Below are 24318 nucleotides of genomic sequence, written 5' to 3' on the forward strand. Positions count from 1 at the left end.
GTTCCGTTATTCGCTGTCCGGTGGAGAGGGGGCAGGTGCGGAACGCCTGCGCCTCCTTCTGTCTTTCTGCTTTCTCATGCGCTGGATGACGCGGGCCCTGGCGGCGCATCGGCCCGTTTGCATTTGTTCCACAGCATCGCACAGTTCCCTGCGCGCCAGAAAGCGGTTGAGTTCCCTGGATCTGTCCGCATGGCATTTGACGGCAATGCCCGTGGGCGTGTGCCTGAGATAAACGCAGTTGTTGGTTTTGTTCACTTTCTGGCCGCCGCGTCCGCTTCCGCGGACAAAGCTTTCCTCCAGGTCCTGCTCACGGATGCCCAGGGCTTCCATCCGTTCCTTGAGAGCCGCCAGTTTTTCAGGCCTGACCATAGCCGGAAGATTGCAGGGTGTTGACGCGCTGCCGGACCGCATGGACCAGCATGTTCCGGCTGGCAGACGTCATGGGGCGGAGGCTGACGGCAACGGTTGAACCGTCAGCCAGGCGGAGGTTCAGCCGGCCGCCTTCCCGGTCCGCAGAGCGAATCTGCTGCCAGAAGAACCATTGCATGGCGCGCCGCGCCCGCAGAAAGGGCAGGATTTCCACGCCCACCGGGGTGACGATGATGGCCGCGTGTTTCAGGCAGCGGTGCCCAGCGGCCAGGCAGAGGACGGCGGGAACAAGCGCCGCGGCCTGCATGGCCCACAGGGGGGCGGGCAGGTACGGGGTGATTGTATCATATCCCGTGAGCTGGAGGAAAGCGGCGGTGGCTGCCAGAAGGAACCCCGCCGCCGTCAGGATGGCGCCTGCCCGGTTCCGGGTGAAGCGCAGTTCCCTCTTTTGGACGGGAATGTGGCGGATGTCTTCCACGCCCAGCCCGGCCTGGACCGGACGGGGCGCGGAAGCGGGAGTATGGCGTTCAGGCTCCGGCATAGACGCCCGGGAGGATTTCCTTCGTTTCGTCGGAATCGTTTTCCATCAGCAGGGTGCCCCGGAGAACGGCTCCGTCATGGAAGTGGAAGCGGCCGCGCAAGGTCAGCTTGTCCATGCCTGCCAGGGAGGGCAGGCCCAGCCCGTCCAGGGAATCCACCAGCTTGTACAGTTTGGCATCCAGGTCCACTACCGGGGTGTTGCCCTGCCGTTCCGGAGCCAGAGCCACGTTGCCGTGTTCATCCACAACGATGGCGTCCGAACGGAGCAGGAACAGGTCGGAAGTGGTCTTGACGGGGAAGAAACGGGAACGCGGGACATTGACGGCCCTGGCTCCCGGGAAGCATTCGATGCCCGCGCCCATGGCCGTTTCCAGCTGGTACACCGGGGCGGATTCCGGATCGCGGGGGTTGAGCGTTTTTTTATTGCGGATCATGGGCAGCGGGAGCACGCCGCCGTTGGCGTCCAGAATTTCCTTGAGGGCGTCCAGGCGTATCCAGAGCGTATTGGTGTTGAAGTAGCGGTGCCTGGAGATATTCTGGAATTCGGGAATGTCCTCATCCGGGCATTGGGCCACTTCCCGCAGAATCAGCTGGCCGTCCGACTTCCTGACCGCCAGGTGGCCGCCTTTCCTGTCCGCCTCCGTGCGGCGGGTGACTTCCATGACGAAGGGGGCGCCGCTTTCCGCAAACCAGCGGAGGAAGTTCATGTCAAGCTGGGCGCCCAGATTGTCGGAATTGGAGACAAAGGCGTATTTAACGCCATCCGCCAGCAGGCGGTCCAGCCAGCCGGACCCCAGCAGGGCCGGATACAGGTCCCCATGGCCAGGCGGGCACCATTCCAGCTCCGGCTGCTCCGGGCAGCTGGCCGGGGAGAGGCCGTCCGCCAGAATTTTAGGCACGCGGTTCTGCATCAGTTCCACCTGGGCGGGGTCCGCAAAGCCGTCCGCCGCGTATTTTTCCAGGTAGGCCAGCGTGTCCGCGCTGGTGGAGAAAGAATTCATCAGCAGAAGGCGCACCGGCGTGCCGGAGATGGAGCGCAGATGCTTCACCTGCCTGACGATCAAATCCAGGAACGTATCCTCTCCTTTTATTTTCAGCAGGCTTTTCGCTTTCTGGAGGCCCATGCTCGTGCCGAGGCCGCCGTTGAGCTTGATGCAGACGCACCGGGAAATCAGGTCCTTGTCCGCCGCGGGGGTGGAGGCCGTGATGTCCTGCCAGTCTTCCACCTGGTCGGCGGGCAGGATGTCCGTTTCCGGAATCATGCCGGAGTGGTTGGAAACAAGGGATTCGTAACAACGGGAGAAAGCGTTGACGGCCGCGGCTGAAACGCCGGCAGACTCCATCTTTTCCGCAAAAGGAGTGAACGTACTCATTAACGGCTTTTGTACAAAATGCCCGGAGGCGGCTCAAGCATTATCAGCGTATCCGGAATGCCCGCGCGTTTTCTTTTTCCTGTGGGGGCTGCTCCGGATTATCTGGCTGCCGTCACCCGGATGCGCCGGTAGTCCGCCACCCATTGGGAACCGTCCCATAACTCATCTTTCAGGGAATTTTCCATTTCCTTGAAAATCTGGATGCGCTGTTCTTCGTGGAGGTTTTTCAAATCTTCCCGGAAGAATTGGTTGGCCCAGTTGCGCAGGCCGTCAGGACCGTCTTTCAGCGGCGTGGGGCGGTCAAATTCCTTCATTGTTTCCGGGCGGAGCCCGGCTTGTTCCAGCACGCTGCCGTATTCCTCCGCGGCGGGAAAGTAAAAACGCGTTGTGTACGGGAGGCTCCTGCGTTCCAGGGCTGTCTGGAAAGCTTCCCTGATGCGGAGAATATTGAAGCGGGCTCCGAATTCGCAGACCAGTTTCCCCTGTGGTTTCAGGACGCGGTAAACGGCATTTAAGAGAGTTTCCTGATCCGGTATCCAGTGGAAGGCCGCATTGGAGAAAACGATGTCAAACCTGTTGCGCCAGGGCATGAGGCGGGCGTCCAGCACGCGGAAGTCCATGCCGGGATAGAGCCGGCGGGCTGTTGCTATCATTTCCGGAGAGGAGTCCAGGCCGGTGACGGATGCCGATTTTTCCAGCAGGGCGTGCGTCAGCGTACCGGTTCCGCAGCCCAGGTCCAGAATGGACTGTTCTGGATTTTCCGGTACGCAGGAGAGCAGCTCTCTGCCGTATTCCGCGACAAAACCGTGTTTGTTTTCATACCATTCAGCGTTCCAGTCCATGACCTCTCCATCGTAGGGAAAAAAGGGATTTTTTTCAAGAAAGACTCTGTCTTGTTTTCATGGCATTTCTCCCGGAGGCGCTTTGTCCATTTCTCCGCGCCGTGCCGGGATTCTTCCTTGCGTTGGCGGGCGGGAAATGATTAAGATAAGCTTACTATGAAAGCAACAGCCCTGTTTCTGGCGGCTTCCGCCCTGGCCGCGGTTTCCGCCGGCGCCTATGACGGATACGGTTATGACCCCCGGCCCGCGAGTTCCTATAACAATACCATCAGCGGAGCGGCCCACATCGGCTATGATTCCCGGTATGCCTATAAGGACGTGGTGGCTTCCTCCGTGTTGAACCGCAGCGGCGTGTTCAATATCGGCGGCGAGCTGAACCTCAACCTGGCCAGGGACTGGAAGCAGGAAATCGGCGCGGAATACATGGCTTTCTGCGACGGGCTGCTGAGCGACAAGGACGCTTTTGACGCCGGCTGGAAGGCTGTCAAGGAGCTGTTCCCCAATCTTTCCTTCCGGGGCGGGTATGAGTTGAATTACGGCGGCCTTCCGGGGTATTTGAGCAAGCATATGGGGAAGGCTCCCCATTCCCTCGCCCAGTCCGTCACGGCGGGGCTGGCGTATGACGATCCGGGCCACGGCTATTTTGGCTCCCTGGATGTGCAGTACGGCTTTTACGGTATGATCGGCTGGCGCGTTGACCTGAACGCGGGCAAGCGCTGGAGCGGCCTGATTCATGAAAAGGTGGATCTGGAGCTGAGCGCCGGAACAGGTTATTCCTCCAGTTACTGGGGGCCCGGCGTAGCCGGGTTTGACCAGGTTAACATCAAGCTGGCGGCTCCCGTGCGCGTAACGGGCGTGGACTCCAGCCGCGGGTTCCGGGTTATTCCCTTCATCCAGCTTGACTGGGCGGGGAACACCCGTTCCGAAATCCGCCGCTACGCCGGCATGAACGCGATTGAGGATTTCCGCATCCGTGTGGGCGTGGAAGCCGTTTACCGTTTTTAAGCGGATGCTCCGCGGCCCCTTTCACCGGGAAGGGCCGCGGAGGCCGTTCCCTCCCCTTCCGGGGGCGTATGCCCCCACTCCCCGGCTTCCCTGAATCCCCTGCCATGTTGAAAATGATTTTTCTGCTGGCCCGGCGCATATTTATACGGCTGTTGCTGGCGCTGCTTCCGCTGGGCCTGTTTATGTTCCTGGCGCAGGCCATTCCCCTTTCCCCGCTGCAATCCCTGCTGGCGCTGGTTCCGGTGATTGCCTTTGAAGTGTGGCTCGTCATCAGGCATCTGCTGCCCGTCATGGGGGAGCTGGTGACCAAGACGCTGTATTCCTCCAATATTACTACGGATGAGGAAGTGCTGGTGGAGGCTTCCAGGCGCATGCTGAATTCCGGGGATCCCCAGGGCGCTCTGGAATTGCTGGAACGCTACCGGAAGGAGAATCCGGGGCTGGTGCGTTCCTGGCTCATGGAATCCAGCCTGCTGAACGATATGCGCCGGTACGCGGATTCCGTCAACGTCCTTCAGAAAGGTCTGGAATACGGAAGATGGCGCAAGGAGGACCGGGCTCTGTTCCTGTACAAGATAGGAGCCATTTACGAGTCCCAGCTCAATGCTCCGGACAGGGCCCGGAAATATTGGGAGGAAGCTGCGGATAAATATCCCGATACGGCCTATGGACGCTCCGCCCTGGACAAACTCTGACCGGAATCGGGAACGGAGCAAGGGTTTTTGATATAAATTTCGCCCGGCGTTATGTGCGTGGGGATTCTTTTTTCCGGAGGCGGCGGAGTCATGTAATTTCCGTACACGCAACGCAGGTAGCCATCGGCGTTTCCCATGGCGTCAAATTGGAATCCTTCAAAAGGCACGGCTTGATTTCCTTGATAATACGCGCCGGGAACTTTTTCTTTTGTGCCATATCCCCAGATGACATTGCCGGCCCAACGGGATTTTTCCCATGAATAGCGTCTGGCGATCCAATGACTTATTTTGTTCCAGCGGGCGGACGCCGCGCCCAAGGTGAGCGTTTTAAACATGAACAGAAACAACTGTTTCGGAAGGCTCCTGCCTTTTACCCGCAGATGAAGGCTGGCCAGCGTGGTGGCATGGCGGAACAGTCTGTGAAGGTATAGATAGGCGTTAGCTGCAATGAGGGATTTCGGCATGCCGTCAAGAGGGAAAATGTCAATGTGCAGTCCTATGCGGACTCTCTCTTTTCCCTTTCCAACCATGATGGTGCGGGTGTCTTCCAGTTTCATGAACGGGTAGAAGTAATCCGGCCTGGTGCGGGAATCATTTAATTCCAGATGAGCCGGATGCGGAGAAGTGTGGTAAAGCTGAAACAGCCGTTCATAATCTTCCCGGGGCATAAGTACGTCAATGTCATCATCCCACGGAATGAAACCCTGATGGCGCAATGCCCCGATCAGGCTTCCCGCGTATAGGGAATAACGTAAATTTTCTCTGTGGCAGAATTGATGAAATTCCTGTAAGATCTCAACCAGAATCCGTTTCGCCTGGGGTGCGGAGATTTCTTTCATCGGATTTTCAGATGATTTTTTATCCGGGTCGTGGAAATTTCCGGAGTCCGTTCCAGGTAGACGACTTCACATATGTCTTTTAGAAAATCGAATTTTCCTTCCCAGTCATTTCCCATGACAAAGATGTTGACGTTGTGCTTGATGATGTCTTCCCGCTTCTGTTCCCAATCATTTTCCGGGATGATCAGGTCCACGTACCGAATGGCTTCCAGCATTTGCCTGCGGTGTTCGTAATGGAAAAAAGATTGCTTGTTTTTGATGGCATTGAATGAATCCGAAGAGAGGGCGACAATCAGATAATCCCCCAAGGCTCTGGCCCGCCGAAGCAAGTTGATATGGCCGTAATGCAACATGTCGAATGTGCCGTAGGTAATCACTTTTTTCATAATGATTTGTTTTGATCCATAGCAGGGTTGGTTTGAGCAAGAGTGCTTACGCCGATAGTGGACTGGGCGCCTTTTCCCGGCGCCACTCGTATTCCTTTTTCAGGGATATGCCTTTGAGGGCCGCTTGATAGCAGGCATAAAATTCATTTTTGCGTAATGCAATGGCTGTGTTGATTTTCCGCTTAAGCCACTTAATTTGGTGGCTGCTCCTCATGTTCAGGGCAAAATAAGAGCCGTTGTCCGGTTTCCAGGAACCGCAGCAGTGGTGAATGGAAAAGCCGCGGGAGCGTATCAAGGCCGGCTGTTCAAAAAATTCCTTGGGATAAATGGTCACCAGGTCATTGCTCCAGGTTTTTCCGTTTAATAAAAAACCGGGAATTTCGTTAATGAAATAATCTGTATAGACGGTGTTGGAGACAGGCCAGCAATCCGGTTTAATTTGATCATATAAATCAAGCAGATTCATGCAGACCGGGTGATGAGGCGGGGCATAGAGAAAAGCGGTGCCGAGAGCGCAATTATAAATGTATCCCAATGAAAAACGATGATTTACAGGAAGAAGGGATAAAGGCTTAACTAGTTCTATATCGCAGTCCAAATAAAAGCCTCCGTGCTCCGTTAAAGCCTGAAGGCGTACGACGTCTCCTAAAAACCCCCATTTTTTTTGTTCCAGACATCTTCTGCCAAACTCAAAAGCGGATACATCAATATTGTTTTCGTTCCATTCAATCAGTTCAAACTCCGGGTTGAGGTCTTTCCATCTTTGCACATTGTCCAAAACGGCGTTGGGAACAGGGCCGCCAAACCAGCAATAATGGAGCTTTCTGATCACGTGATTGAGAAACTTATTTTCCTTTCACTCTGCGGATTGCCTATCCGCTGTCATGCTCCGAATAGTTGAATTCCAAGATTGTCAAATGGTTATTATCTCCTACCCCTTTTTATTTTTCCGTTTTTTCCACAATCAAAATTCTCCTATCATGTTTTCATTCAGATTTTTCTGTTGACTTCTGATAGGCAATCCGCTATCCAGCGGCAAGGCAAAGAAACAGAGGGTAGTAGAGTTCATTTTTATTTCAAAAGCGGAGTTTTTTACAGACTGAATATGGCAGGACTGGGGCGTATGAAATACATGGTGCTTTGCAATCTTCCCTACCGTTTGCGGAAAATCGCCGGACGGGTCGCGAAGAAATGCAGGAGAAGGAGGGACCGGTCCCTTGATGCGAAGCTGGAGGATATCCGCAATCTGCTTATTTATAACCACCCTATTTCCTCAGTTCCTCCGGCTACGGGAAAGTTGAGGCTTCTTCAGGACGGCAATACGGTTTTGCTGGCTCTTTTTGCGCGCAAATGCCGGGAAAACGGGCTGCGGTACTGGCTGGATTACGGGACGCTGCTGGGGGCGGTAAGGCACAGGGGCTTTATTCCGTGGGATGATGATCTGGATGTGAGCATGATGAGGCCGGAGTTTGACCGCCTGCTGGAGCTGCTTCCCGTTCTTTTTCCCCGTGAGGAAGGATTCACCTGGAATAGGCACGCCTTTCTGCAAATAGGGTATGAGGGCACCCCCCTCAACCTTGATGTGTATCCCTATCATTTTTATTCAGAGAGTCTTTCATCACCGGAACGGCATGAGAAGCTGGACAGGCTTATGAGCGGATTTAAGAAAGACGTGGTGCTGGTAGGTGCCAGGATGAACCTGACCGATGAACAGGTGCAGGAGAAAATCCGCCGGGATGTTCTGGAAGGAAGGGATGCCGCCGGGGAAGAAGAAGCCCCCGGGATTTTTCTTTCTCCTGCCATTACGTTTACAAAAAACACGCACCTTTCCTATGAAACGTTCTTTCCCCTTGGCTCCGCGGAATTTGAGGGGGTGATGTTTTCCGTGCCCAACCATGCCCGTCAGTACCTGCAATTTTTTTACGGCGATTACCTGTCCTATCCGGAACGCATCCAGTTCAAGCATCCTTCCGTGAAGGCCATGGTGGAGAAGGTTCCTTTTGAGGCGGCGGTCAACCGTTTCATTGACGTTTACGGAAAGAGGATTGATGCGCCCAGGCCATGAAAACGGTTATTACCTACGGAACTTTTGATTTGCTCCATACGGGGCACATGAATCTTCTGAGGAGAGCCCGGAAACTGGGGGACCGGCTCATCGTCGGCGTAACTACGGACAGCTACGACCAGAGCCGGGGCAAGCTGAATGTCATGGAGAGCCTGGAGGAGCGCATGGAAAATGTGCGGAAGACCGGTCTGGCGGATCTCATTATTAAAGAAGAGCTGGAAGGGCAGAAGATCCATGACATACGGAAGTACGGGGCGGATGTTTTTGTGATTGGCTCCGACTGGTCGGGGAAATTTGACTATCTTCGCGAGTATTGCGAGGTGGTTTACCTGGAACGCACCAAGGGCGTTTCTTCAACAGACCTCCGTTCCGCCAGGAATCCCATTGTTTATATGGGAATTGCAGGGCACGGGCGCATAGCGGGCCGTTTTCTCCGGGAGTCCAAATATGTCAGCAATATTGAAATAACAGCCGTTTTCGGAAGGAATAAGGAGAGAGTCCGCCGTTTTGCCGAGTCTCATGCTTTGCTGGAATATGATACGGAATATGAGCAGTTCTTGGACCGGGTTCATGCCGTTTACATTGCCGTTCCCCATCATCTCCATTATGAAATGGCTAGGAGGGCCCTGTTGCGGGGGAAACACGTGTTGTGCGAGAAGCCCCTTGCCCTTGCCCGGGATGAGGCGGAAGAGCTGTTCCGGATTGCAGCGGAGAAAGGAGTCGTTTTACTGGAAGCGCTTAAAACTGCGTTTTGCCCGGCCTTCCAGCAGTTGACCAGTTTGGCGGGCAGCGGCGTCATTGGTTCCATTAAGGCGGTGGACGCCACGTTTACCAAGCTGATAGAGGATGAAACCGCCAGGGAATATGATCCCATGCAGGCCGGAGGCGCGTGGACGGAGCTGGGTTCCTATCCCGCTTTTGCCGTCGGGAAGCTTCTGGGGACCGATCCCCGCAGGGTCCGTTTTGTGACTTGCAGAAATTCTCATACGGGCGTGGACGTGTTCACGCGCGCGGAATTTCTTTATTCCAATGCAGTAGCCACCGCCACGGCAGCCATAGGCGCCAAGCAGGAGGGGGACTTGTGCATTACCGGAACGGAGGGGTATATTTATGTGCCGGCGCCGTGGTGGAAGACGGAGATGTTTGAAGTGCGGTTTGAGGATTCCCGGCTCAACAGGAAGTATTTTGCCAATTTTGAAGGGGACGGGCTGCGTTATGAGCTCGGCGTGTTTTTGCGCCTGATTCACGGCTGTCATCATGGCAACCGTCTTTTGACCCGTGAGGATTCCATGTTCATGGCTGATGTTGCCTCCCGCTTCAGGCGTGGGGAATGTGTTGATGAAATCAGCTGATCAGGACAGGCATGCCGTTTGCCGGAAATGAAAGGAGGGAGATTTTTCCTTCTGCTCCTCAACATGAATCAGGCGGTCGTAGATGTGCTTGGCGAAGACGATATCGTGGAGGCCCAGCCCGATATTGTAGCTGAGGATGCGTTCTTCCGGAGACGTTCTTCCCGCTGTTTTTCCGGCCAGAACCGGAGCTATTTCCCCAAATTGACGGAAGCGCTCAAAATGCCGGAAATTCTTAACATGGTCACGATCATCGGCAAATACCTTGTCAAAAAACAAATCACAATTTTGGAATCCCTTTGTATGTACGGGGATAACAGTAATGCCTGGTTTGAAACAGCTGTCTTCGGCAAGGATGCCCTCCGCATTAGTAATGCAGGAAATGACGGCATCTGTTCCATCAATGAGGCTATTGATGTTTTTCACTTCTTCAAAACGGACGTTGCTGTGGCATTGGAATTCTTCAATGAATTGGGGAACATGCGTTTTGTAGGAAAGAAGACGCACCGTGAAGTTTTTTTCAGGATATAACGCCAGAATGCATGCCATAGTGGCGCGGGCCGTATTTCCCAGCCCCATCAGGGAAATTGTCTGGAAATCCTGTCTGGCGAATGTTTGAAGGGCGAGGGCGGCTACTGCTCCGGTACGGGCGTTCGTGACCCAAAAAGCGTCCATAAGAGCCAGAAGCTCTCCAGTATGATAATCGTAAAGCAGTATTTCCCCATTAATGGTTTTGGCCCGTTCCGGGTAACGCGTTACAATTTTTACCCCCATGGCGTTCAGGCCGGGGACGATGCAGGGCATCGTATTCATGAATTTTCCTTCTTCAAAGGCGATGCTTGTTTTATGGGGAAGGAATACAGGTTCTTCCTCCTTGATATGGAAGGACTCTTTTACCCATTGGATTGACTGCCGGGGAGAAATATTGAGGGAGGAAATAATTTCGTGAGGAATTGTCAGCATGGTAGGGGGATTAGAGTAAAAACGGCGTTTGGAAAAAGAGAGCTAATGACTAGTTTGAATGCATGGAACACATCTCGTGCATGGCCCGGACCAGGGCATCATTGTCGGTTGCGTCCCTGACGGCGACACGGATGAATTCCCTGCCTTCAAATCCTTTTTTCCGGCTGCAATCCTTAACAAGGATGGAGTGGTTTTTCAGCAGAAGGCCGGTCAGGGTGCGAGCTTTCATGGGGGGCTTGACCTCGCACATGAAGTAGTTTGCCTGGGAAGGGAACACGTTCAGGAAAGGCACGCGGGAGAGTTCCTGCATGAAGCGGTCCCGTTCTTTCATGAAACGGTTGCACGCACGTAGGATTGCTCATATTTCCCGAAGATTTGCATGTAGAATTCCGCAATGGAATTGATGTTCCAGATGGAAACGTCTTTTTTGAGCCATGCCGCCAGTTCCCTGTCCGCGGAGGCCAGAACACCCAGGCGGAGACCCGGAACGCCGTAGGATTTGGAAATGCTTTTTACCACGGTCAGGTGGGGATATTCTTCCAGGATGTCGTCTTTCAGCAGCGTATTGTCCGGCATTCCGCAGGAGAAGTCTACAAAGGATTCATCCACGATCAGGCGTACGCCGCGGGTTTTTGTCCACTGGCAGAGGCGCAGCACATCGCCTTTCGGCAGGAAGAAGCCGGAAGGGTTTCCCGGATTGACGAGGAGCAGGGTACCAATGTCTTTCCCGGAAAAAAATTCCATCAGGTCGTCCGCCGTGTAAGTGAAATTCCGGGAAGCAGTATGGAAGGGCACCACCATATCTGGATTCAGCCGGTTGGGATATTCCTCAAAGGTAGGGTAGATGATCCCCATTTTTCCCTCCAGGTGAGACATGAGCGCCTTAATGAGTTCCGCCGCGCCGTTGCCGATGCAGATGTATTCCTGGCTGATGCCGAAGTATTTTGCCGCCAGCAGGCTATTGACCCTCATTCCGGACGGGTATTCCCTCACCAGGCGTTCAAAATTTGCCTTGAGTTCGGACATGAGGCGTTTGTTGGGGAAATAGGGGTTGACCAGGTAGCAGAAATCCCTGATGCGGGGATAGCTCCAGTAGCCTCCGTACCGGGATTCCATCAGGCGCAGGTGTTCTTCCCTGTCCGGGGTGAATATGGAAGCTGCGATGTCCAGGTCCTGGATGTCGTCTATTTCATACCATGCTTCGCCGCCGAGGCGCAGCGCCTTGATTTCCGGCTTGTCCAGCAGGGCGATGACCCGCAGCACCTGTTCGTAATATTCATTATTGCCCAGGGCTTTGCTGTAGGCTGTAAGAAAGGGGACGTAATGGGTCTGGGAGAATTCCCTGCTGAATTTGTAAATATTGACGGTTTTAAAATATTCCGTCTTTTTCTTGTAGGAGAATTTGCTTCCGGGAATGAATTGCCTGATGTTGTCGTCTTCATCCAGCGTGACGACCGTGCCGTCCATCCAGCTTTCAAATTTGGCGACGAGGGCAAGGCTGGGATAGGGGTGGCGGAGCAGGGCGTCAATAACGGAGTCTTCAAAAATCAGGTCGGATTCAAAGAGCAGCGTATCGTCCTGGAGCAGGTGTTCTTTGGCCAGGTACAGGGAATAGATATTGTTGGTGCTGGCATACAGGGGATTGTCCACGTATTCCACAGGGGTGGAAATGTCCAGCCGGGAAAGGAAAGTCTTGAGCTTTTCCCCCTCATAGCCCGTAACGATTACAATTTTTTCCAGAGACGGGGAAAGGCGGTCCAATTGTTTCATCATGCGTTCTATCAGCGTCACTCCGTTGACCTGAACCATGCATTTGGTGTTGTTCCGGGTGAGCGCTCCCAGCCTTTTTCCCATTCCAGCCGCTAAAATGATCGCCTGCATAAGTACTCTAATTGGTCTTCAGAACTTGAGAAAGAACTGGAAACTATGTTTAACGGATTGAGCATCCGCCGTCAAAGTAAAAATTTCTGTAAGAATATGTTAATGGAATATTACACGGGTAAAAAGAAAAGACCGTTTTTTATGTCTCATCGCAAGCCTGTTATTTTTCATTGATTTGGCTTTGGTCAGAATGGACGAAACGCTTAACGGATGCTCAATCCGCTTGTCGCCAATACAGTGGAAAGGGTCGGATGAGGTTTGTCCGCCATTTTGGAAAGAGCAGTTTTACGATGATGGAACGAGTGTTTTTCTCCGAAAAGAACGGCTTGTTTTTCATTGACTTGTAAAAAGTGGGAGATAAAGTTCTGAATCTGCCGGATGTGCTTTCCTGGAAAAATGAAGCATAGCCCGCGTGTTTTTTGACCAAATTTACCTATGATGAAGCTGCCATCATTCATTACCGCCGGAAGAACCGGGAAATTAGTAAGGGGAAAGCATTGGTGGGTGACGGAAGTCCGGTGCTGCGGCCTGAACGTGCTTTCTTCCTGCACGGACAGGAAGAAGCGTTTCGTCCGTCTTTTCGGCATTCCGTGCGGGCGGTTCAAGGTGGGCCGGGAAAGTGAATTTTCCCAGTTGGGCAAACTGGTTAAAGCTACCGTCCGGGCCGAGGAAATGCCCCAGGCATCCGGAGTGCTGAGGATTGTGCAGCAGGCCATGACCTGTTTTTTGAATGAGGTGGCCGGCATTCTTGAAGAGGGCGGTTATCAGTACTGGCTGGATTTCGGGACCCTGCTGGGCGCGGTGCGGCACCGGGGCTTTATCCCCTGGGATGACGATCTGGATATTTCCATGCTGCGTGAAGATTATGAGAGGTTGAGGGCGAACGCCGCCGGGCTTTTCGGTTCGCGCGGTTTCTCCGTCAGTATGGATCCGTTCATCCAGATCGGGTTGCCGGGCACGTTATGCAATGTGGACATTTTCCCGTATGACACGGCCCCTGCCGCGTGGTCTCCGGATGCCCCTGAGGAAGGGGAGTGGCTGCTGCGCGGTTACAAGGCATCCGGAATGCTTGATTATGAGGTGGATTCCTCCTGCCGCTACCGGACGCGGTGTTCTTATGAGGAAAAGATGGCGATCCGGGACCGTGTGGTGATGGGAGGACGGCGGCCGGCGGATGGAGGAAACATTTTCCTGGGTTTTGAGATTCCTTTTGCCGGCCCGTGCCGCCATTCCTTCCGCCATGAATGGCTGTTTCCGCTTTCCCGCGTCCGGTTTGAGGGAAGGGAGTTCCCGGCCCCGCGGTTGCCTGAAATGGTGTTGTACGGCCAGTACGGGGACTGGGGAGCTCTGCCGGATTCTCCCCCTGTGCATTTTGATTTGAACCATATTTCCAAGGAGGTTCTGGGCAGGATGATGTACATGCGTGATACGGGGCGCCTTCCCGGACGAGGGTAAAGGGCGCGCCTGTTTTCCTTCCCCTCCGGGAGCAGCCCTTCTTTCTTCCTTGACCCTTCTGATTGAGGCGGGGTATCATCAGATAATGAGAAGACCCCCGATACCCGGCTTGGTGATGGCGGACGGATGGCTCCAGCCGTATTCCCGCCAGATAAGCGACCGCCAGCGTCTGTTTGACCTGAAAATGAAGAGGATCAACCAGCGCGCCGGTTCTCTGGAGGAATACGCGCGTGGCTACCGCTATTACGGTTTCAACAGGGACGCGGAGACGGGGGCGTGGACGTACCGGGAATGGGTTCCCGCCGCCCGCAGGGTGTCCCTGATTGGAGATTTTAACGGCTGGAACCGGGAGAGCCACCCGCTGGAGCGGAATGAGCGCGGCGTGTGGGAGATTACGCTGCCGCCTGATGCGCTGGCTCACGGGCAGAAGGTGAAGGTGCACGTGGTCGGTGCGGACGGCACGGGCAGAGATCGCATTCCCGCGTGGATTACCAGGACCGTCCAGGATCCGACCACCTATGATTTTGCCGGGGAGATCTGGATGCCGGAGCGCCCCTATGAATGGCGGAATAACGGTTTTGATCCTTCCCGGGTGGAAGTTCCGTTCGTGTATGAAGCGCATGTAGGCATGGGCGGGGAAGAAGGGCGCGTGCATACGTACCGCGAGTTTGCGGACGAGGTTCTTCCCCGGATCTCCAGTCTGGGTTACAATACCGTCCAGCTGATGGCGGTCCAGGAGCACCCCTATTACGGTTCCTTCGGCTACCATGTTTCCTCCTTTTTCGCCCCTTCCTCCCGTTTCGGCGAGCCGGAGGACCTGAAATACCTGATAGACCAGGCTCACGGCCTGGGCATCGCCGTGCTGCTGGACGTGGTGCATTCCCACGCCGTGAAGAATGAGGCGGAAGGGCTGAACAATTTTGACGGTTCCGGAGGCATGTATTTCCTGCCCGGGGAGCGCGGCCGTCATCCGGACTGGGATTCCTGTTGTTTTGATTATGGCCGGGACGAGGTGATTGAGTTCCTCCTGTCCAATGTCCGCTGGTGGCTGGAAGAGTTCCGTTTTGACGGCTTCCGTTTTGACGGCGTGACGTCCATGCTGTATTTCCACCGCGGGCATGAGCCGTTCGGGGATTTGGGCGCCTACTTCGGCTCTTCCGTGGATCTGGATGCCGTGGCTTATCTGCAGCTGGCCACTACGCTGATTCAGCGGGTGAAGCCGGGCGCCATAGCGATTGCGGAGGACATGTCCGGCATGCCGGGGTTGTGCCGTCCGGTGGACGAAGGGGGGATTGGCTTTTCCCACCGCCTGGCCATGGGCATTCCCGATTACTGGATTAAGCTGCTCAAGGAGAAAAAGGATGAGGAATGGAGCATGGGAGACATGTGGTACACGCTGACCAACAGGCGCTACGGAGAGCCGCATGTGGCCTATTGCGAGAGCCATGACCAGGCCCTGGTGGGAGACAAAACTCTGGCGTTCCGCCTGATGGATGCGGAAATGTACTGGAAAATGGCCGTGGACCAGCAGAGCCTCATTATTGACCGCGGCATGGCTCTGCACAAGATGATCCGCCTGGTGACGCTGGCTACCGGGGGGGAAGGCTGGCTGAATTTCATGGGCAATGAATTCGGGCATCCGGAATGGATTGATTTTCCGCGCGAAGGCAACGGCTGGTCTTACGAATACTGCCGCCGCCAGTGGTCCCTGGTGGACAATCCTTCCCTCAGGTTCAAGTTCCTGAATGCCTTTGACCAGGCGATGGTCCGCCTGGCGCAGGAAGCCCGGCTGCTGAATAATCCGCCGCCTTTCCCGCTTAATATTGACGAGACCAACCGTGTCATGGCATTCCACCGCGGCGGTCTGGTATTTGTGTTCAACTGGTCCGGGGACAAGGCTATCATGGATTACATGCTGCCTGTTCCTCAGAAGGGGGAATGGCGGGTCGTGCTGGATACGGACAGCGCCCGTTTCGGCGGTTTCGGGAGGCAGGATGTTTCCATGCCGCATTTTACGGATGAGGACGGGAACCTTTCCCTGTACCTGCTGCCGCGTACGGCCCTGGTCCTGAAAAGGGCAGGTTCCGCCGTCATGGCCCGCCGCCTGGGGCGGGAGGATTAGCGTGCGGCCTCAAAAAAACTGGCGGGTTGTTGATCCGTCCATGAAAGGGGCGTGCGGGACGGGCCAGCGTACCGGGCGCGGGATGAATAGGCGCTCTCCCTGCCGGAACGTGTCCGGCAGGCTGTTACCAATTTGCGGGAAGCTCCCGCAGAGGAGGCGCTCCTGAATCCGCCTTTTTCAGGCGGATGGTCAGGATGTCCGTTTTGAAGTCCTTGGACTTCTCGTTATTGCGGCCCCACAAAATGGCCCCTTGCGTGGTCATTTCCGGATAAAACGTTTTTTCCGTGGAAAGGAAGCCGGGTTTATCCGCCGCAACGTGCACGGGCTTGTGCCTGTTCAGGGAGAGCGTGACGGGGGCCTGGCCGGCGTAATCTCCGTTCACGCGCAGGCTGGCTCCGGAAGGAATGCTGCGGATGGTGATGTCCCGGGAAGAGCTGCTGCATGAGAGGCTTGCGCCGCAGAATGCGGAGAGCAGGAGAAGATGCGGGAAAAGGCCGTGAGTCATTGCTCTGGAAAAAATCAATGGTGTTCCGCCATTTTCATGGCGGCCTGCTTAATCTGGACCGCCATGGAGTTGAGGGCGTTAGCCCTGGTGGGCGCCAGGTGGTCTTTCAGGCCGGTTTTGTCCAGCTTGGACATGTCCGCCTTCAGGATTTCTTCCGGAGGCAGACCGGAAAGCAGCCGGATGAAGACGGCAATGAGGCCCTTGGTGATGAGGGAATCGCTGTCTGCGTACAGTTTCAGCACGCCGTTGTCCGGTTCCGTGTGCAGCCACACGCGGGATTGGCATCCCTTGATGAGGGAGTCCTCCGTTTTGTAGGCTTCCTCCAGCCTGGGCAGTTTTTTCCCCAGGCTGATGATGTATTCGTAGCGTTCCGTCCAGTCCTGGAACAAGTCCAGTTCATCCAGCAGGTCTTGCAGGCGTTCTTCGTAGTTCATGGCTCGGAGATTGGGTAGGATGAGCCGGGCGGGTTATCCCCGGCGGGCGTCCGCAAGCGTGGCGAGCACGGCTTTCTGGGCATGCACCCTGTTTTCCGCTTCCCGGAAGATAACGGGAGCAAAATGTTCCAGCACGTCTTCCGTGATTTCCTTGCCGCGGTAGGCGGGCAGGCAGTGGAAAACGGAATGGCCGGCGGCGGCGTGTTCCAGCAGCTCCCTGTTCACCTGGTAGGGATAGAAGTGTTTTTCCTTGGACAGCCCTTCCGATTCCTGGCCCATGGAAAGCCAGACGTCCGTGTTGATGACGGAAGCGCCCTTGACGGCTTCCACGGGGTCCGTGGTAAAGATGACGTTCTCGCAGTCCAGATGCCTGCGGAAGTCTTCCAGGGGAAGATAATTGGTGGGGGCGCCGATGGCGAGCGTAAAGCCCAGCCTCTTGGCCGCCCACATCCAGGAGCGGGACATGTTGTTGTCCCCATCCCCCACGAAGGCGATTTTCATATCCTTCCAGGAGCCGGGACCGTAGATTTCCTCAATGGTAAGCAGGTCCGCCAGGATCTGGCAGGGGTGCTCCTCGTCCGTCAGGGCATTGATGGTGGGAATGCCGGAAAAACTGGCGAATTCCTCCACCTCCTGCTGCCCGTACGTACGGATGGCGGCGCCGTGAATCATACGTCCCAACACTCGGGCCGTATCCTTGATGGGCTCTCCGCGCCCAAGCTGGATGTCATGGACGGAAAGGAACATGGGGCGGCCCCCCAGTTCGCTGATGCCTACTTCAAAGGAAACACGGGTGCGGGTGGAGGATTTGGAAAAGATGAGCGCCCAGGTCTGCCCCTTCAGGGGGAGGCGTTCGTGATGGCCGCGTTCCGCCTTAAGCCGGTGGCCCAGGGCGAGCAGGCCCCGGATTTCGTCTCCGGTAAGCTGTTCGATGGAAAGGAGGTTGTTCATGGTTTTTGAAAGGGAATTAAAAACGGGAAAGCCGCACCATACTCCCTGTTTTCTTAAAAGAAAAGGGAATAATGCGGCTTTCCAGGCAGGGGTGGAGATGCCTTTACAGCCTGGCCGCCGCCTGGTCCGGCCACGGTACGGGAGCACCTTCACGGGCTCCGGCGGGATTATTCTTTTTGTAGGTGGGCATTTGGGCCTTGCGCTCCTTGAGCAGGGCGGTCATGGTCCTGGCCATGGTCTTAACGCGTTCCGGCTGCTGTTCCGCCAGGTTGTGCTCCTCGCTGATGTCCTCCTTGAGGTTGAAGAGTTCGAACTTCTGGTCAGGGTGCCAGTAGATAAGCTTCCAGTCCCCCTGGCGCATGGCCGTGCTGGGGGAATAACGGGAGTTGTTTCCGTTCCCTTCCCCCCATACGTTGGGCGTGTGGAAGAGCAGGGGGCGGTTGGGATTCATGCTGCCGCCTTTCAGCAGGGCAACAAAGCTTTTGCCGTCCACAACCTGAGGCGCCTGAATTTTTTTTGCTCCCGCTATTTCCAGAATGGTGGGGAAAAAGTCTTCAATGATGACGGGAGTGGCGCAGACGCTTTCCGCCTTTGTGACCCCGGGCCAGTAGACGATCATCGGTTCCCGGATGCCGCCTTCCCGGTTGGAACCCTTGCCGAAACTAAGCGGGTAATTGGATTCCTTGTTGCCCATGCGTCCGCTGATGGCAAGGCCCCCGTTGTCTGCCATGAAGATGATGACGGTATTTTTATCCAGATTGTTTTTTTTCAGATATTCCCGGATGTCGCCCAGGCTCTTGTCCATCCCCTGGATCAGGGCGGAATAGCGTTTTTCGTTGTCGGACCATTTATGGCCGTCATTGGGGTTGGAATACTCTTCCGCAAACCTCTTGTCATAGCCGCGCATGTCGAAGGGGCAGTGGATGGCGTAATGGGACATGTACAGGTAGAAAGGCTTGTCCGCCTCCCTGGGGTTTTTCCGGATGGCGTCCAGGCGTTTCAGCGCCTCTTGCGTCAGGGCTTCCGTCAGGAATGTGTCGTTTTCATAGTAATTATTTTCATCCAGTCCGCGGACATGGAAATTCCCCGTGCCGTATTTCCGGGAACCCCGGTAGTCCGCCGGGCCGCCTATTTCCGTGCCGGCGATATTGTAGTCAAAGCCGAAGAGCCTGGGATTGGCTCCGGGCGTATTTTTGGAGCCGAAATGGGCTTTTCCGCAGTGGATGGTGGTATAACCCTGTTTTTTGAGCAGGGCGGGCAACCCAAGCACCTGGGTGAAGGGTTTTTCCATCCTGTACTGGATTTTTTCTTCCGTCAGGGGAAGATGGGTGGTTCCGGACGCCCTGGTTCCTGCCGGCTGGATGCCGTTGACGCTCCAGTCTGCGGGAGCCTTGAGCGCTTGATGGCCTGCGTCCGTGGTCTGGTCACGCAGGAGCGTCCAGTTCGTGACGCGGTGGCGGGCGGAGTTCATGCCGGACATGAGGCTGCACCGGCTGGGGGAACAGATAGGCTGCGCATAGGCGTTCGTGAAGACCATGCCCTGCTTGCCCAGAGCTTCCATGTTGGGCGTGCGGTAGCGCTTGTTCAGGAAAGTTGGCTTGGGAGAGCCGTCCTCTTCCCTCCAAAAGGGCAGGGAAGTGTCCTGCCAGCCCATGTCGTCCACCAGGAAAAGGATGATGTTGGGGCGTTTTAATTCTGCCGCGCGGGCTTCTTTTGCGGAAGCTGCGGAAGCGGAACAGGCGCTTCCCAGCAGGAACGGGATGAAAAAGGCTGCAATGCGGGAAATGTTCATTATCAAAAAAGCCGGTACCTGTAATAACGCATGGGCCGGACATTTCTGTCAAGGATTCGTGTTCCTGCGGCAGTTTGCCCGGGAAAGTTCCGTTTTTCCGGGCCGGATAGGGCTTATTCAAACAGGGCCGGATAGGATTTCCGGGCCAGAGTCGTGCTCAAGTCCACGATAGCCCTGCTGTTGGGGGCCTGGAGCGCCTTCTGCGCCATGTCCCGGCACTGGCTGTAGTCCAGATTGCGGATGGCGTACCGGATGATGGGGACAAGGTGGACGCCCACGGACATGGAGGTGGCTCCCAAGCCGATCAGCAGGGGAAGCAGGGTGATGTCCCCCGCCATTTCCCCACAGATGGCCGTGGGAATGTTTTCCCGTTCTCCGGCGGTGATCGTCATGCCCATGATGCGTATCACGGCAGGATGCGTGGGGCGGAACATATTGGCGACGCGGTTGTTGACCCGGTCCACGGCAATAGTGTACTGGGTGAGGTCATTCGTGCCTATGGAAAAGAAGTCCACCTCGCGGGCCAGCACGTCCGTCATAATGGCGGCGCTGGGCACTTCAATCATGATGCCCACTTTCAAATCCCGCGCATAGGGGATGTTCTTCCTTTCCAGTTCCTCCCGGCATTCCTGGAGGATGTGCTTGGCCGTGACCACTTCCGTGTAGCCGGAGACCATGGGGAACATAACGCCGCAGCCGGGCGTGTCCGCGCAGGCGCGGAGGATGGCCCGGAGCTGCTGCTTGAACAGTTCCGGTCGGCTGAGGGAGACGCGGATGCCTCGCCAGCCAAGGAAGGGATTCGGTTCCGGGGCGCGGAGCTGTTCGCACGGCAGTTTGTCGCCGCCGGAGTCCAGGGTGCGGAAGATGACGCCGTGGGGGGAACAGCCTTCCGCCAGTTTTCTGTAGTAGCGCGTTTGTTCTTCTTCATCCGGCATGCCGGATGGATTGCCCAGAAGAAAGAATTCCGTGCGGAACAGGCCTACGCCTTCCGCTCCCACCTCCTTGATGCCGGAGTATTCATGGGGGAACTCCACGTTGACGGACAGGCGGATGTTGCGGCCGTCCCGGGTGATGGTGGGCAGGCCGCGCAGCGCTTCCAGCGCCTTGTAGGCCTTTTCCTTTTCCACCTGGAGGCGGTGGTAGTATTCCTCCGTTTCCTTCGTGGGTTTCAGGATGAGCACGCCCTTGTAGCCGTCCAGAATGGCGGGGGAGTGGCTTTCCACTCTCAGAAGGGCCTGCTCAAGCCCCACGACGGCGGGGATGCCCATGGAGCGGGCGAGAATGGCTGTGTGGGAGACGGAGGAGCCCATTTCCGTGGCAAAGCCGTGAATCAGGCTGGCGTCCATGGCGGCCGTGTCGGAAGGGGTCAGGTCATAAGCCACCAGCACCTGGTCTTTTTCCGCTTCTTCCTCGTCTTCAGGAGGTTCCGTGCTGCGGAGGTTGTTAATGACCCGCTGCATGACATCCTCCATGTCCGCGGTTTTGGCGCGCAGGTAGGGATCGTCCACGCGGCGCAGAACTTCCATGTAGTTCTGCATGACCACATAAAAGATGTGCTCCACGTTCTGGAGGCGCTTGACCAGTTCCGTCTGAACCTGCTGGAGGATAACCTTGTCCTGAAGGAGAAGGATGTGGGCGTCGAAGATGGAGGCATCCTTCTCTCCGGATATCTGGATCATGCGTTCCCGCAGCGTCCTGATCTGGTCCGCGGTTGTTTGCAACGCCCGGTGGAAGCGCACCAGCTCGGCATCCACCTCTTCCGGGGAAATATCGTACGCTACAGGTTCCCTGGAACCGCTGATCTGAATTTTAATCTTGCCCAGGGCAATACCGGGGGAAACGGGAATGCCCTGAAGCCAGGTTTCTTCCGTTGAAATGGGTTCCTGAATCATCTGCGGGCTTGATGGCCCGGTCTCATATGGCTGTGAGCCGGAGTGTTTTAATCTTCTTCAAACTTGCGGGAAATCAGGTCTTCCAGCGCGTTCAACGCTTCCTGTTCGTCCTTCCCTTCCGCCATGATGGTGATCTTGGAGCCGTGGCCTACCGCCAGCATCATCAAACCCAGAATACTCTTGCCGTCAACTTCCTCGCCATCCTTCTCCACGACAATGTCTGCATCAAATTTGCTGGCCAGTTTGACGAATTGAGCAGCCGGACGCGCGTGAATGCCGAGTTTGTTGATGATGGTGAGCTCCTTGGTGACCATGGAATTTGAAGTAAGGGGTGATAACGGTTGCTACAACGGTAAGTACACTAATTAAAGTTTTTTTCCAAGAGTTTTTTGTCAGTCCTAGTTTTCAGAGGATTGGAAGTTTGACATGAGGCGGCGGTTGAACTCCCCGGCCATGTCGATGCCCATGTCCTTGAGATGGTAGTCCATGGCGGCTACTTCCACCAGCCTGGCAATATCCCTGCCGGGAGCCACGGAAAGCTGGACATGGAGCACTTTTTCCCCCAGGACATCCAGCCCCTCCCGCTCCAGGCCCAGCCTGTCCAGCTCTTCCTGGTCCTTGGCGGGAATGAGGGTGACGATGAGGTCCAGGCGCTTGTTGTGGCGGATGGATTTCAGGCCGAAAAGGGTGGTGATGTTGACGATGCCCAGGCCGCGCACCTCCATGAAGCCGCGGCTCATTTCCGGGGCGCTGGCCACCAGTTCTCCGCCCACGTTGCGCACGTACACCATGTCATCCGCCACGAGGGCCGCCCCGCGTTCAATCAGGCCCAGGGCCGTTTCACTCTTCCCCACGCCGCTCTTGCCGCGGATGAGGACGCCCACTCCGCGCACGTCCACCATGCAGCCGTGCAGGGTGACGCTTTCCGCGAATTCGTTTTCCAGAATGATGGTGGCGGAGTTGACGAATTTCATGGTTACCAGGCTTGTGCGGAAGACGCAGACGCCGGCCTCATCCGCCAGTTCCACGATTTCCCGTGGAGGGATCTTGTCACGGGAGAAGACGATGCCCGGCACCTCGCACCGGAACATGCGCTGAATGCGCGATTTGCGCATGCCTTCCGGCAGTTTTTGAAGATAGGCCAGCTCCGCGGAGCCGAAAACCTGGATGCGTTTGTTGGCAAAGTAGGAGTAGAAGCCGGCGATCGCCAGGCCGGGGCGGTTGAGGGCGGGTTCGCAGATGTGGCGGCTGAGGCCGGCGGGGCTGTTGATGAGTTCCAGTTGGAGGGCTTCCTTGTACTTGCCGTAAAATTTGGACAGGGTGACGAAATCCACTTTCTTCACTTTGGATTTGCTGAACATAATCCTATATAAAGAAACAAAACACACGTGAGAGCAATCAAATATTGTTGCCGGGGCCGTGTGCGGGGGCCTTTTTTGAAAAAAGGCCCGTTCCGGCATGGAATGCCACACTTTACCGGTTGATTTGAAGCCGCAGGCATGGTCTGATGAAGGCATGAACAGACTGGATCAATTAGCCACCTTGTTGAGATTTCCCAGCATTTCCGCACAGAAGGAACACGCCCGGGACGTGAGTGATTGCGCGGACTGGCTGGTAGATAAATTGTCCGGCATGGGATTGGAAGCAAAGGCCTGTAAAACGCCCCTCCACCCCATTGTGCTGGCCCGCAGCCCGCGGGAGGAAGGAAAGCCCACCGTGCTGATTTACGGCCATTACGACGTGCAGCCCGTAGATCCTGTGGAATTGTGGGAATCCGACCCGTTTGAGCCGGAAGTGAGGGACGGGAGAATTTACGCCCGCGGCGCTACGGACAACAAGGGGCAGCTGTTCGCCCATATCCTGGGCGTGGAGGAATTGCTCCGCCAGAACGGAGGCCACCTTCCCGTGAATGTGATTTTCCTTCTGGAAGGGGAGGAGGAAGTGGGCAGCGGCAGTCTTTCCCAGTTCATCAAGGAGCACAGGGAAGAACTGGCCTGCGACGTGATTGTGGTTTCCGATACCGGAATGGCCGCTCCGGACACCCCTACGTTTTCCTACGGTCTGCGCGGCCTGGCCGGGGCGGAAATAATCGTCAGAGGCCCTTCCGCGGATCTTCATTCCGGCGTGTTTGGAGGAGCGGTGGCCAATCCCATCACGGCTCTTGCGGAAATAATCGCTTCCTTCCATGATGAGGAGGGGCGTGTGGCCGTGAGAGGGTTTTACGACGGCGTGGAACCTATCGCCACATGGGAACGCAGCATGTGGGCCACGGTGCCCGGCATGAGCAATGAGGAACTGGCTCTGCTGACGGGCGTGGAAACCGTGGTGACGGAGGCCGGGTTCACCGGAGCGGAATGTATCTTTGCCCGTCCGACGCTGGAAATCAACGGTATTGGGGGAGGTTACCAGGGCGAGGGAAGCAAGACGATTATCCCCAGCCATGCCTTTGCCAAAATTTCATGCCGGCTGGTGCCGGGGCAACAGCCTGAAAGGATTGAAACCCTGTTGGAAGAACATGTGAAGAGACATTCCCCCAAGGGCGTCACGGTGGAGTTCAGGCGTGGCCACGGCGGGAATGCTTACGTGTGCGATCCGAATTCCGAGTTCGGTCTTGCCGCCCAGCAGGCTCTGGAAGAGGCTTTTGGCCGCAAACCCGTGCTGGTAAGGGAAGGAGGCAGCATTCCGATTATTGAGGAGATGAAGCGCATGCTGGGAGCGGATGCCCTGATGCTGGGCATGTGCCTTCCTGATGCCCATATCCACTCCCCCAATGAAAACTTTCCCGTGGATTTGTTCTCCAGGGGCATTGACATGAGCCAGATTCTTCTGCGCCGCCTGGGGCAGATCAAGCATTGACCTT

At 56.0% G+C, this 24318-nt stretch carries 23 protein-coding genes and 1 pseudogene; 7 read left to right on the forward strand and 17 right to left on the reverse strand.

Annotation, left to right across the window (positions count from 1 at the left end; translation table 11 throughout):
• Positions 1-6: 6 nt before the first annotated feature.
• The 4 genes from O4G22_RS09045 to O4G22_RS09060 form a co-directional block, all read right to left on the reverse strand.
• Positions 7-369 (reverse strand): peptide chain release factor family protein, encoded by a 363-nt coding sequence (locus O4G22_RS09045; RefSeq protein WP_094136300.1) that lies wholly within the window; start codon positions 367-369, stop codon positions 7-9.
• Positions 356-910, reverse strand: coding sequence for a hypothetical protein (locus tag O4G22_RS09050; protein WP_306701604.1), 555 nt, complete (start codon positions 908-910; stop codon positions 356-358). Before O4G22_RS09050 ends, O4G22_RS09045 begins: the two co-directional genes overlap by 14 nt.
• Positions 897-2282, reverse strand: a complete 1386-nt coding sequence (locus O4G22_RS09055; protein ID WP_306701605.1) for a UTP--glucose-1-phosphate uridylyltransferase — start codon at positions 2280-2282, stop codon at positions 897-899. Before O4G22_RS09055 ends, O4G22_RS09050 begins: the two co-directional genes overlap by 14 nt.
• 98 nt (positions 2283-2380) lie before the next feature.
• Positions 2381-3124, reverse strand: a complete 744-nt coding sequence (locus O4G22_RS09060) for a class I SAM-dependent methyltransferase (RefSeq protein ID WP_306701606.1) — start codon at positions 3122-3124, stop codon at positions 2381-2383.
• Between the two features lie 156 nt (positions 3125-3280).
• On the opposite strand from O4G22_RS09060, the gene O4G22_RS09065 reads away from it, so the two are divergent.
• Complete coding sequence (locus tag O4G22_RS09065) at positions 3281-4129, forward strand: hypothetical protein (RefSeq protein WP_306701608.1); 849 nt, start codon at positions 3281-3283, stop codon at positions 4127-4129.
• A gap of 104 nt (positions 4130-4233) precedes the next feature.
• Positions 4234-4824 carry a tetratricopeptide repeat protein gene (locus tag O4G22_RS09070; RefSeq protein WP_046435598.1) on the forward strand — a complete coding sequence of 197 codons (591 nt, stop codon included), beginning with the start codon at positions 4234-4236 and terminating at the stop codon, positions 4822-4824.
• On the opposite strand, the gene O4G22_RS09075 is transcribed toward O4G22_RS09070, so the two are convergent.
• From O4G22_RS09075 to O4G22_RS09085, 3 genes are read right to left on the reverse strand one after another with little or no spacing between them, the layout of a single operon-like run.
• Positions 4794-5663 carry a LicD family protein gene (locus O4G22_RS09075; protein ID WP_306701609.1) on the reverse strand — a complete coding sequence of 290 codons (870 nt, stop codon included), beginning with the start codon at positions 5661-5663 and terminating at the stop codon, positions 4794-4796. The genes O4G22_RS09070 and O4G22_RS09075 overlap by 31 nt on opposite strands.
• Entirely contained in the window at positions 5660-6049 is a 390-nt protein-coding gene (tagD, locus tag O4G22_RS09080) for a glycerol-3-phosphate cytidylyltransferase (RefSeq protein WP_046435594.1), read from the reverse strand. Before tagD ends, O4G22_RS09075 begins: the two co-directional genes overlap by 4 nt.
• A 46-nt stretch (positions 6050-6095) precedes the next feature.
• Positions 6096-6881 carry a glycosyltransferase family 32 protein gene (locus O4G22_RS09085; protein WP_215833444.1) on the reverse strand — a complete coding sequence of 262 codons (786 nt, stop codon included), beginning with the start codon at positions 6879-6881 and terminating at the stop codon, positions 6096-6098.
• Between the two features lie 291 nt (positions 6882-7172).
• On the opposite strand from O4G22_RS09085, the gene O4G22_RS09090 reads away from it, so the two are divergent.
• Positions 7173-8114 carry a LicD family protein gene (locus O4G22_RS09090; protein ID WP_046435592.1) on the forward strand — a complete coding sequence of 314 codons (942 nt, stop codon included), beginning with the start codon at positions 7173-7175 and terminating at the stop codon, positions 8112-8114.
• Positions 8111-9466, forward strand: a complete 1356-nt coding sequence (locus tag O4G22_RS09100) for a Gfo/Idh/MocA family oxidoreductase (RefSeq protein WP_046435590.1) — start codon at positions 8111-8113, stop codon at positions 9464-9466. The genes O4G22_RS09090 and O4G22_RS09100 overlap by 4 nt, the downstream gene beginning before the upstream one ends.
• On the opposite strand, the gene O4G22_RS09105 is transcribed toward O4G22_RS09100, so the two are convergent.
• The 3 genes and pseudogenes from O4G22_RS09105 to O4G22_RS09120 all read right to left on the reverse strand — a co-directional run bounded on the left by O4G22_RS09105 (position 9467) and on the right by O4G22_RS09120 (position 12765).
• Positions 9467-10426, reverse strand: coding sequence for a hypothetical protein (locus tag O4G22_RS09105; protein ID WP_046435588.1), 960 nt, complete (start codon positions 10424-10426; stop codon positions 9467-9469).
• Between the two features lie 49 nt (positions 10427-10475).
• Positions 10476-12307 (reverse strand): annotated as a pseudogene (locus tag O4G22_RS09115) (aminotransferase class I/II-fold pyridoxal phosphate-dependent enzyme).
• Positions 12308-12510: 203 nt separating this feature from the next.
• Complete coding sequence (locus O4G22_RS09120; RefSeq protein ID WP_306713869.1) at positions 12511-12765, reverse strand: hypothetical protein; 255 nt, start codon at positions 12763-12765, stop codon at positions 12511-12513.
• On the opposite strand from O4G22_RS09120, the gene O4G22_RS09125 reads away from it, so the two are divergent.
• Positions 12743-13762: a LicD family protein gene (locus O4G22_RS09125; protein ID WP_306701613.1), complete on the forward strand. Its 1020-nt coding sequence runs from the start codon at positions 12743-12745 to the stop codon at positions 13760-13762. The genes O4G22_RS09120 and O4G22_RS09125 overlap by 23 nt on opposite strands.
• A gap of 85 nt (positions 13763-13847) precedes the next feature.
• The gene (locus tag O4G22_RS09130) at positions 13848-15884 is read left to right on the forward strand and encodes an alpha amylase C-terminal domain-containing protein (RefSeq protein ID WP_306701614.1); all 2037 of its coding nucleotides are present in this window, start codon (positions 13848-13850) and stop codon (positions 15882-15884) included.
• A gap of 124 nt (positions 15885-16008) precedes the next feature.
• Here O4G22_RS09130 and O4G22_RS09135 read toward each other — a convergent pair whose 3' ends face one another.
• The 7 genes from O4G22_RS09135 to hprK form a co-directional block, all read right to left on the reverse strand.
• Entirely contained in the window at positions 16009-16389 is a 381-nt protein-coding gene (locus O4G22_RS09135; protein ID WP_094153250.1) for a PEGA domain-containing protein, read from the reverse strand.
• 14 nt (positions 16390-16403) lie between these two features.
• A complete protein-coding gene (locus O4G22_RS09140; RefSeq protein ID WP_290487769.1) occupies positions 16404-16823 on the reverse strand; it encodes a SufE family protein in 420 nt (139 codons plus the stop codon).
• A gap of 33 nt (positions 16824-16856) precedes the next feature.
• Entirely contained in the window at positions 16857-17774 is a 918-nt protein-coding gene (gene argF / locus O4G22_RS09145; protein WP_046435577.1) for an ornithine carbamoyltransferase, read from the reverse strand.
• Between the two features lie 103 nt (positions 17775-17877).
• The gene (locus O4G22_RS09150) at positions 17878-19566 is read right to left on the reverse strand and encodes a sulfatase (RefSeq protein ID WP_306701615.1); all 1689 of its coding nucleotides are present in this window, start codon (positions 19564-19566) and stop codon (positions 17878-17880) included.
• 113 nt (positions 19567-19679) lie between these two features.
• On the reverse strand, positions 19680-21458 hold the full coding sequence (gene ptsP, locus O4G22_RS09155) for a phosphoenolpyruvate--protein phosphotransferase (RefSeq protein ID WP_297408252.1): 1779 nt from the start codon (positions 21456-21458) through the stop codon (positions 19680-19682).
• A 47-nt stretch (positions 21459-21505) separates the two neighbouring features.
• Entirely contained in the window at positions 21506-21772 is a 267-nt protein-coding gene (locus tag O4G22_RS09160; RefSeq protein ID WP_094136284.1) for an HPr family phosphocarrier protein, read from the reverse strand.
• A gap of 84 nt (positions 21773-21856) precedes the next feature.
• Positions 21857-22819: an HPr(Ser) kinase/phosphatase gene (gene hprK / locus O4G22_RS09165; RefSeq protein ID WP_012420790.1), complete on the reverse strand. Its 963-nt coding sequence runs from the start codon at positions 22817-22819 to the stop codon at positions 21857-21859.
• 154 nt (positions 22820-22973) lie between these two features.
• On the opposite strand from hprK, the gene O4G22_RS09170 reads away from it, so the two are divergent.
• Positions 22974-24314, forward strand: coding sequence for a dipeptidase (locus O4G22_RS09170; protein ID WP_306701616.1), 1341 nt, complete (start codon positions 22974-22976; stop codon positions 24312-24314).
• Positions 24315-24318 lie beyond the last annotated feature (4 nt).

This window comes from Akkermansia muciniphila, from assembly GCF_030848305.1.
GTDB classification, from domain to species: domain Bacteria; phylum Verrucomicrobiota; class Verrucomicrobiia; order Verrucomicrobiales; family Akkermansiaceae; genus Akkermansia; species Akkermansia muciniphila_A.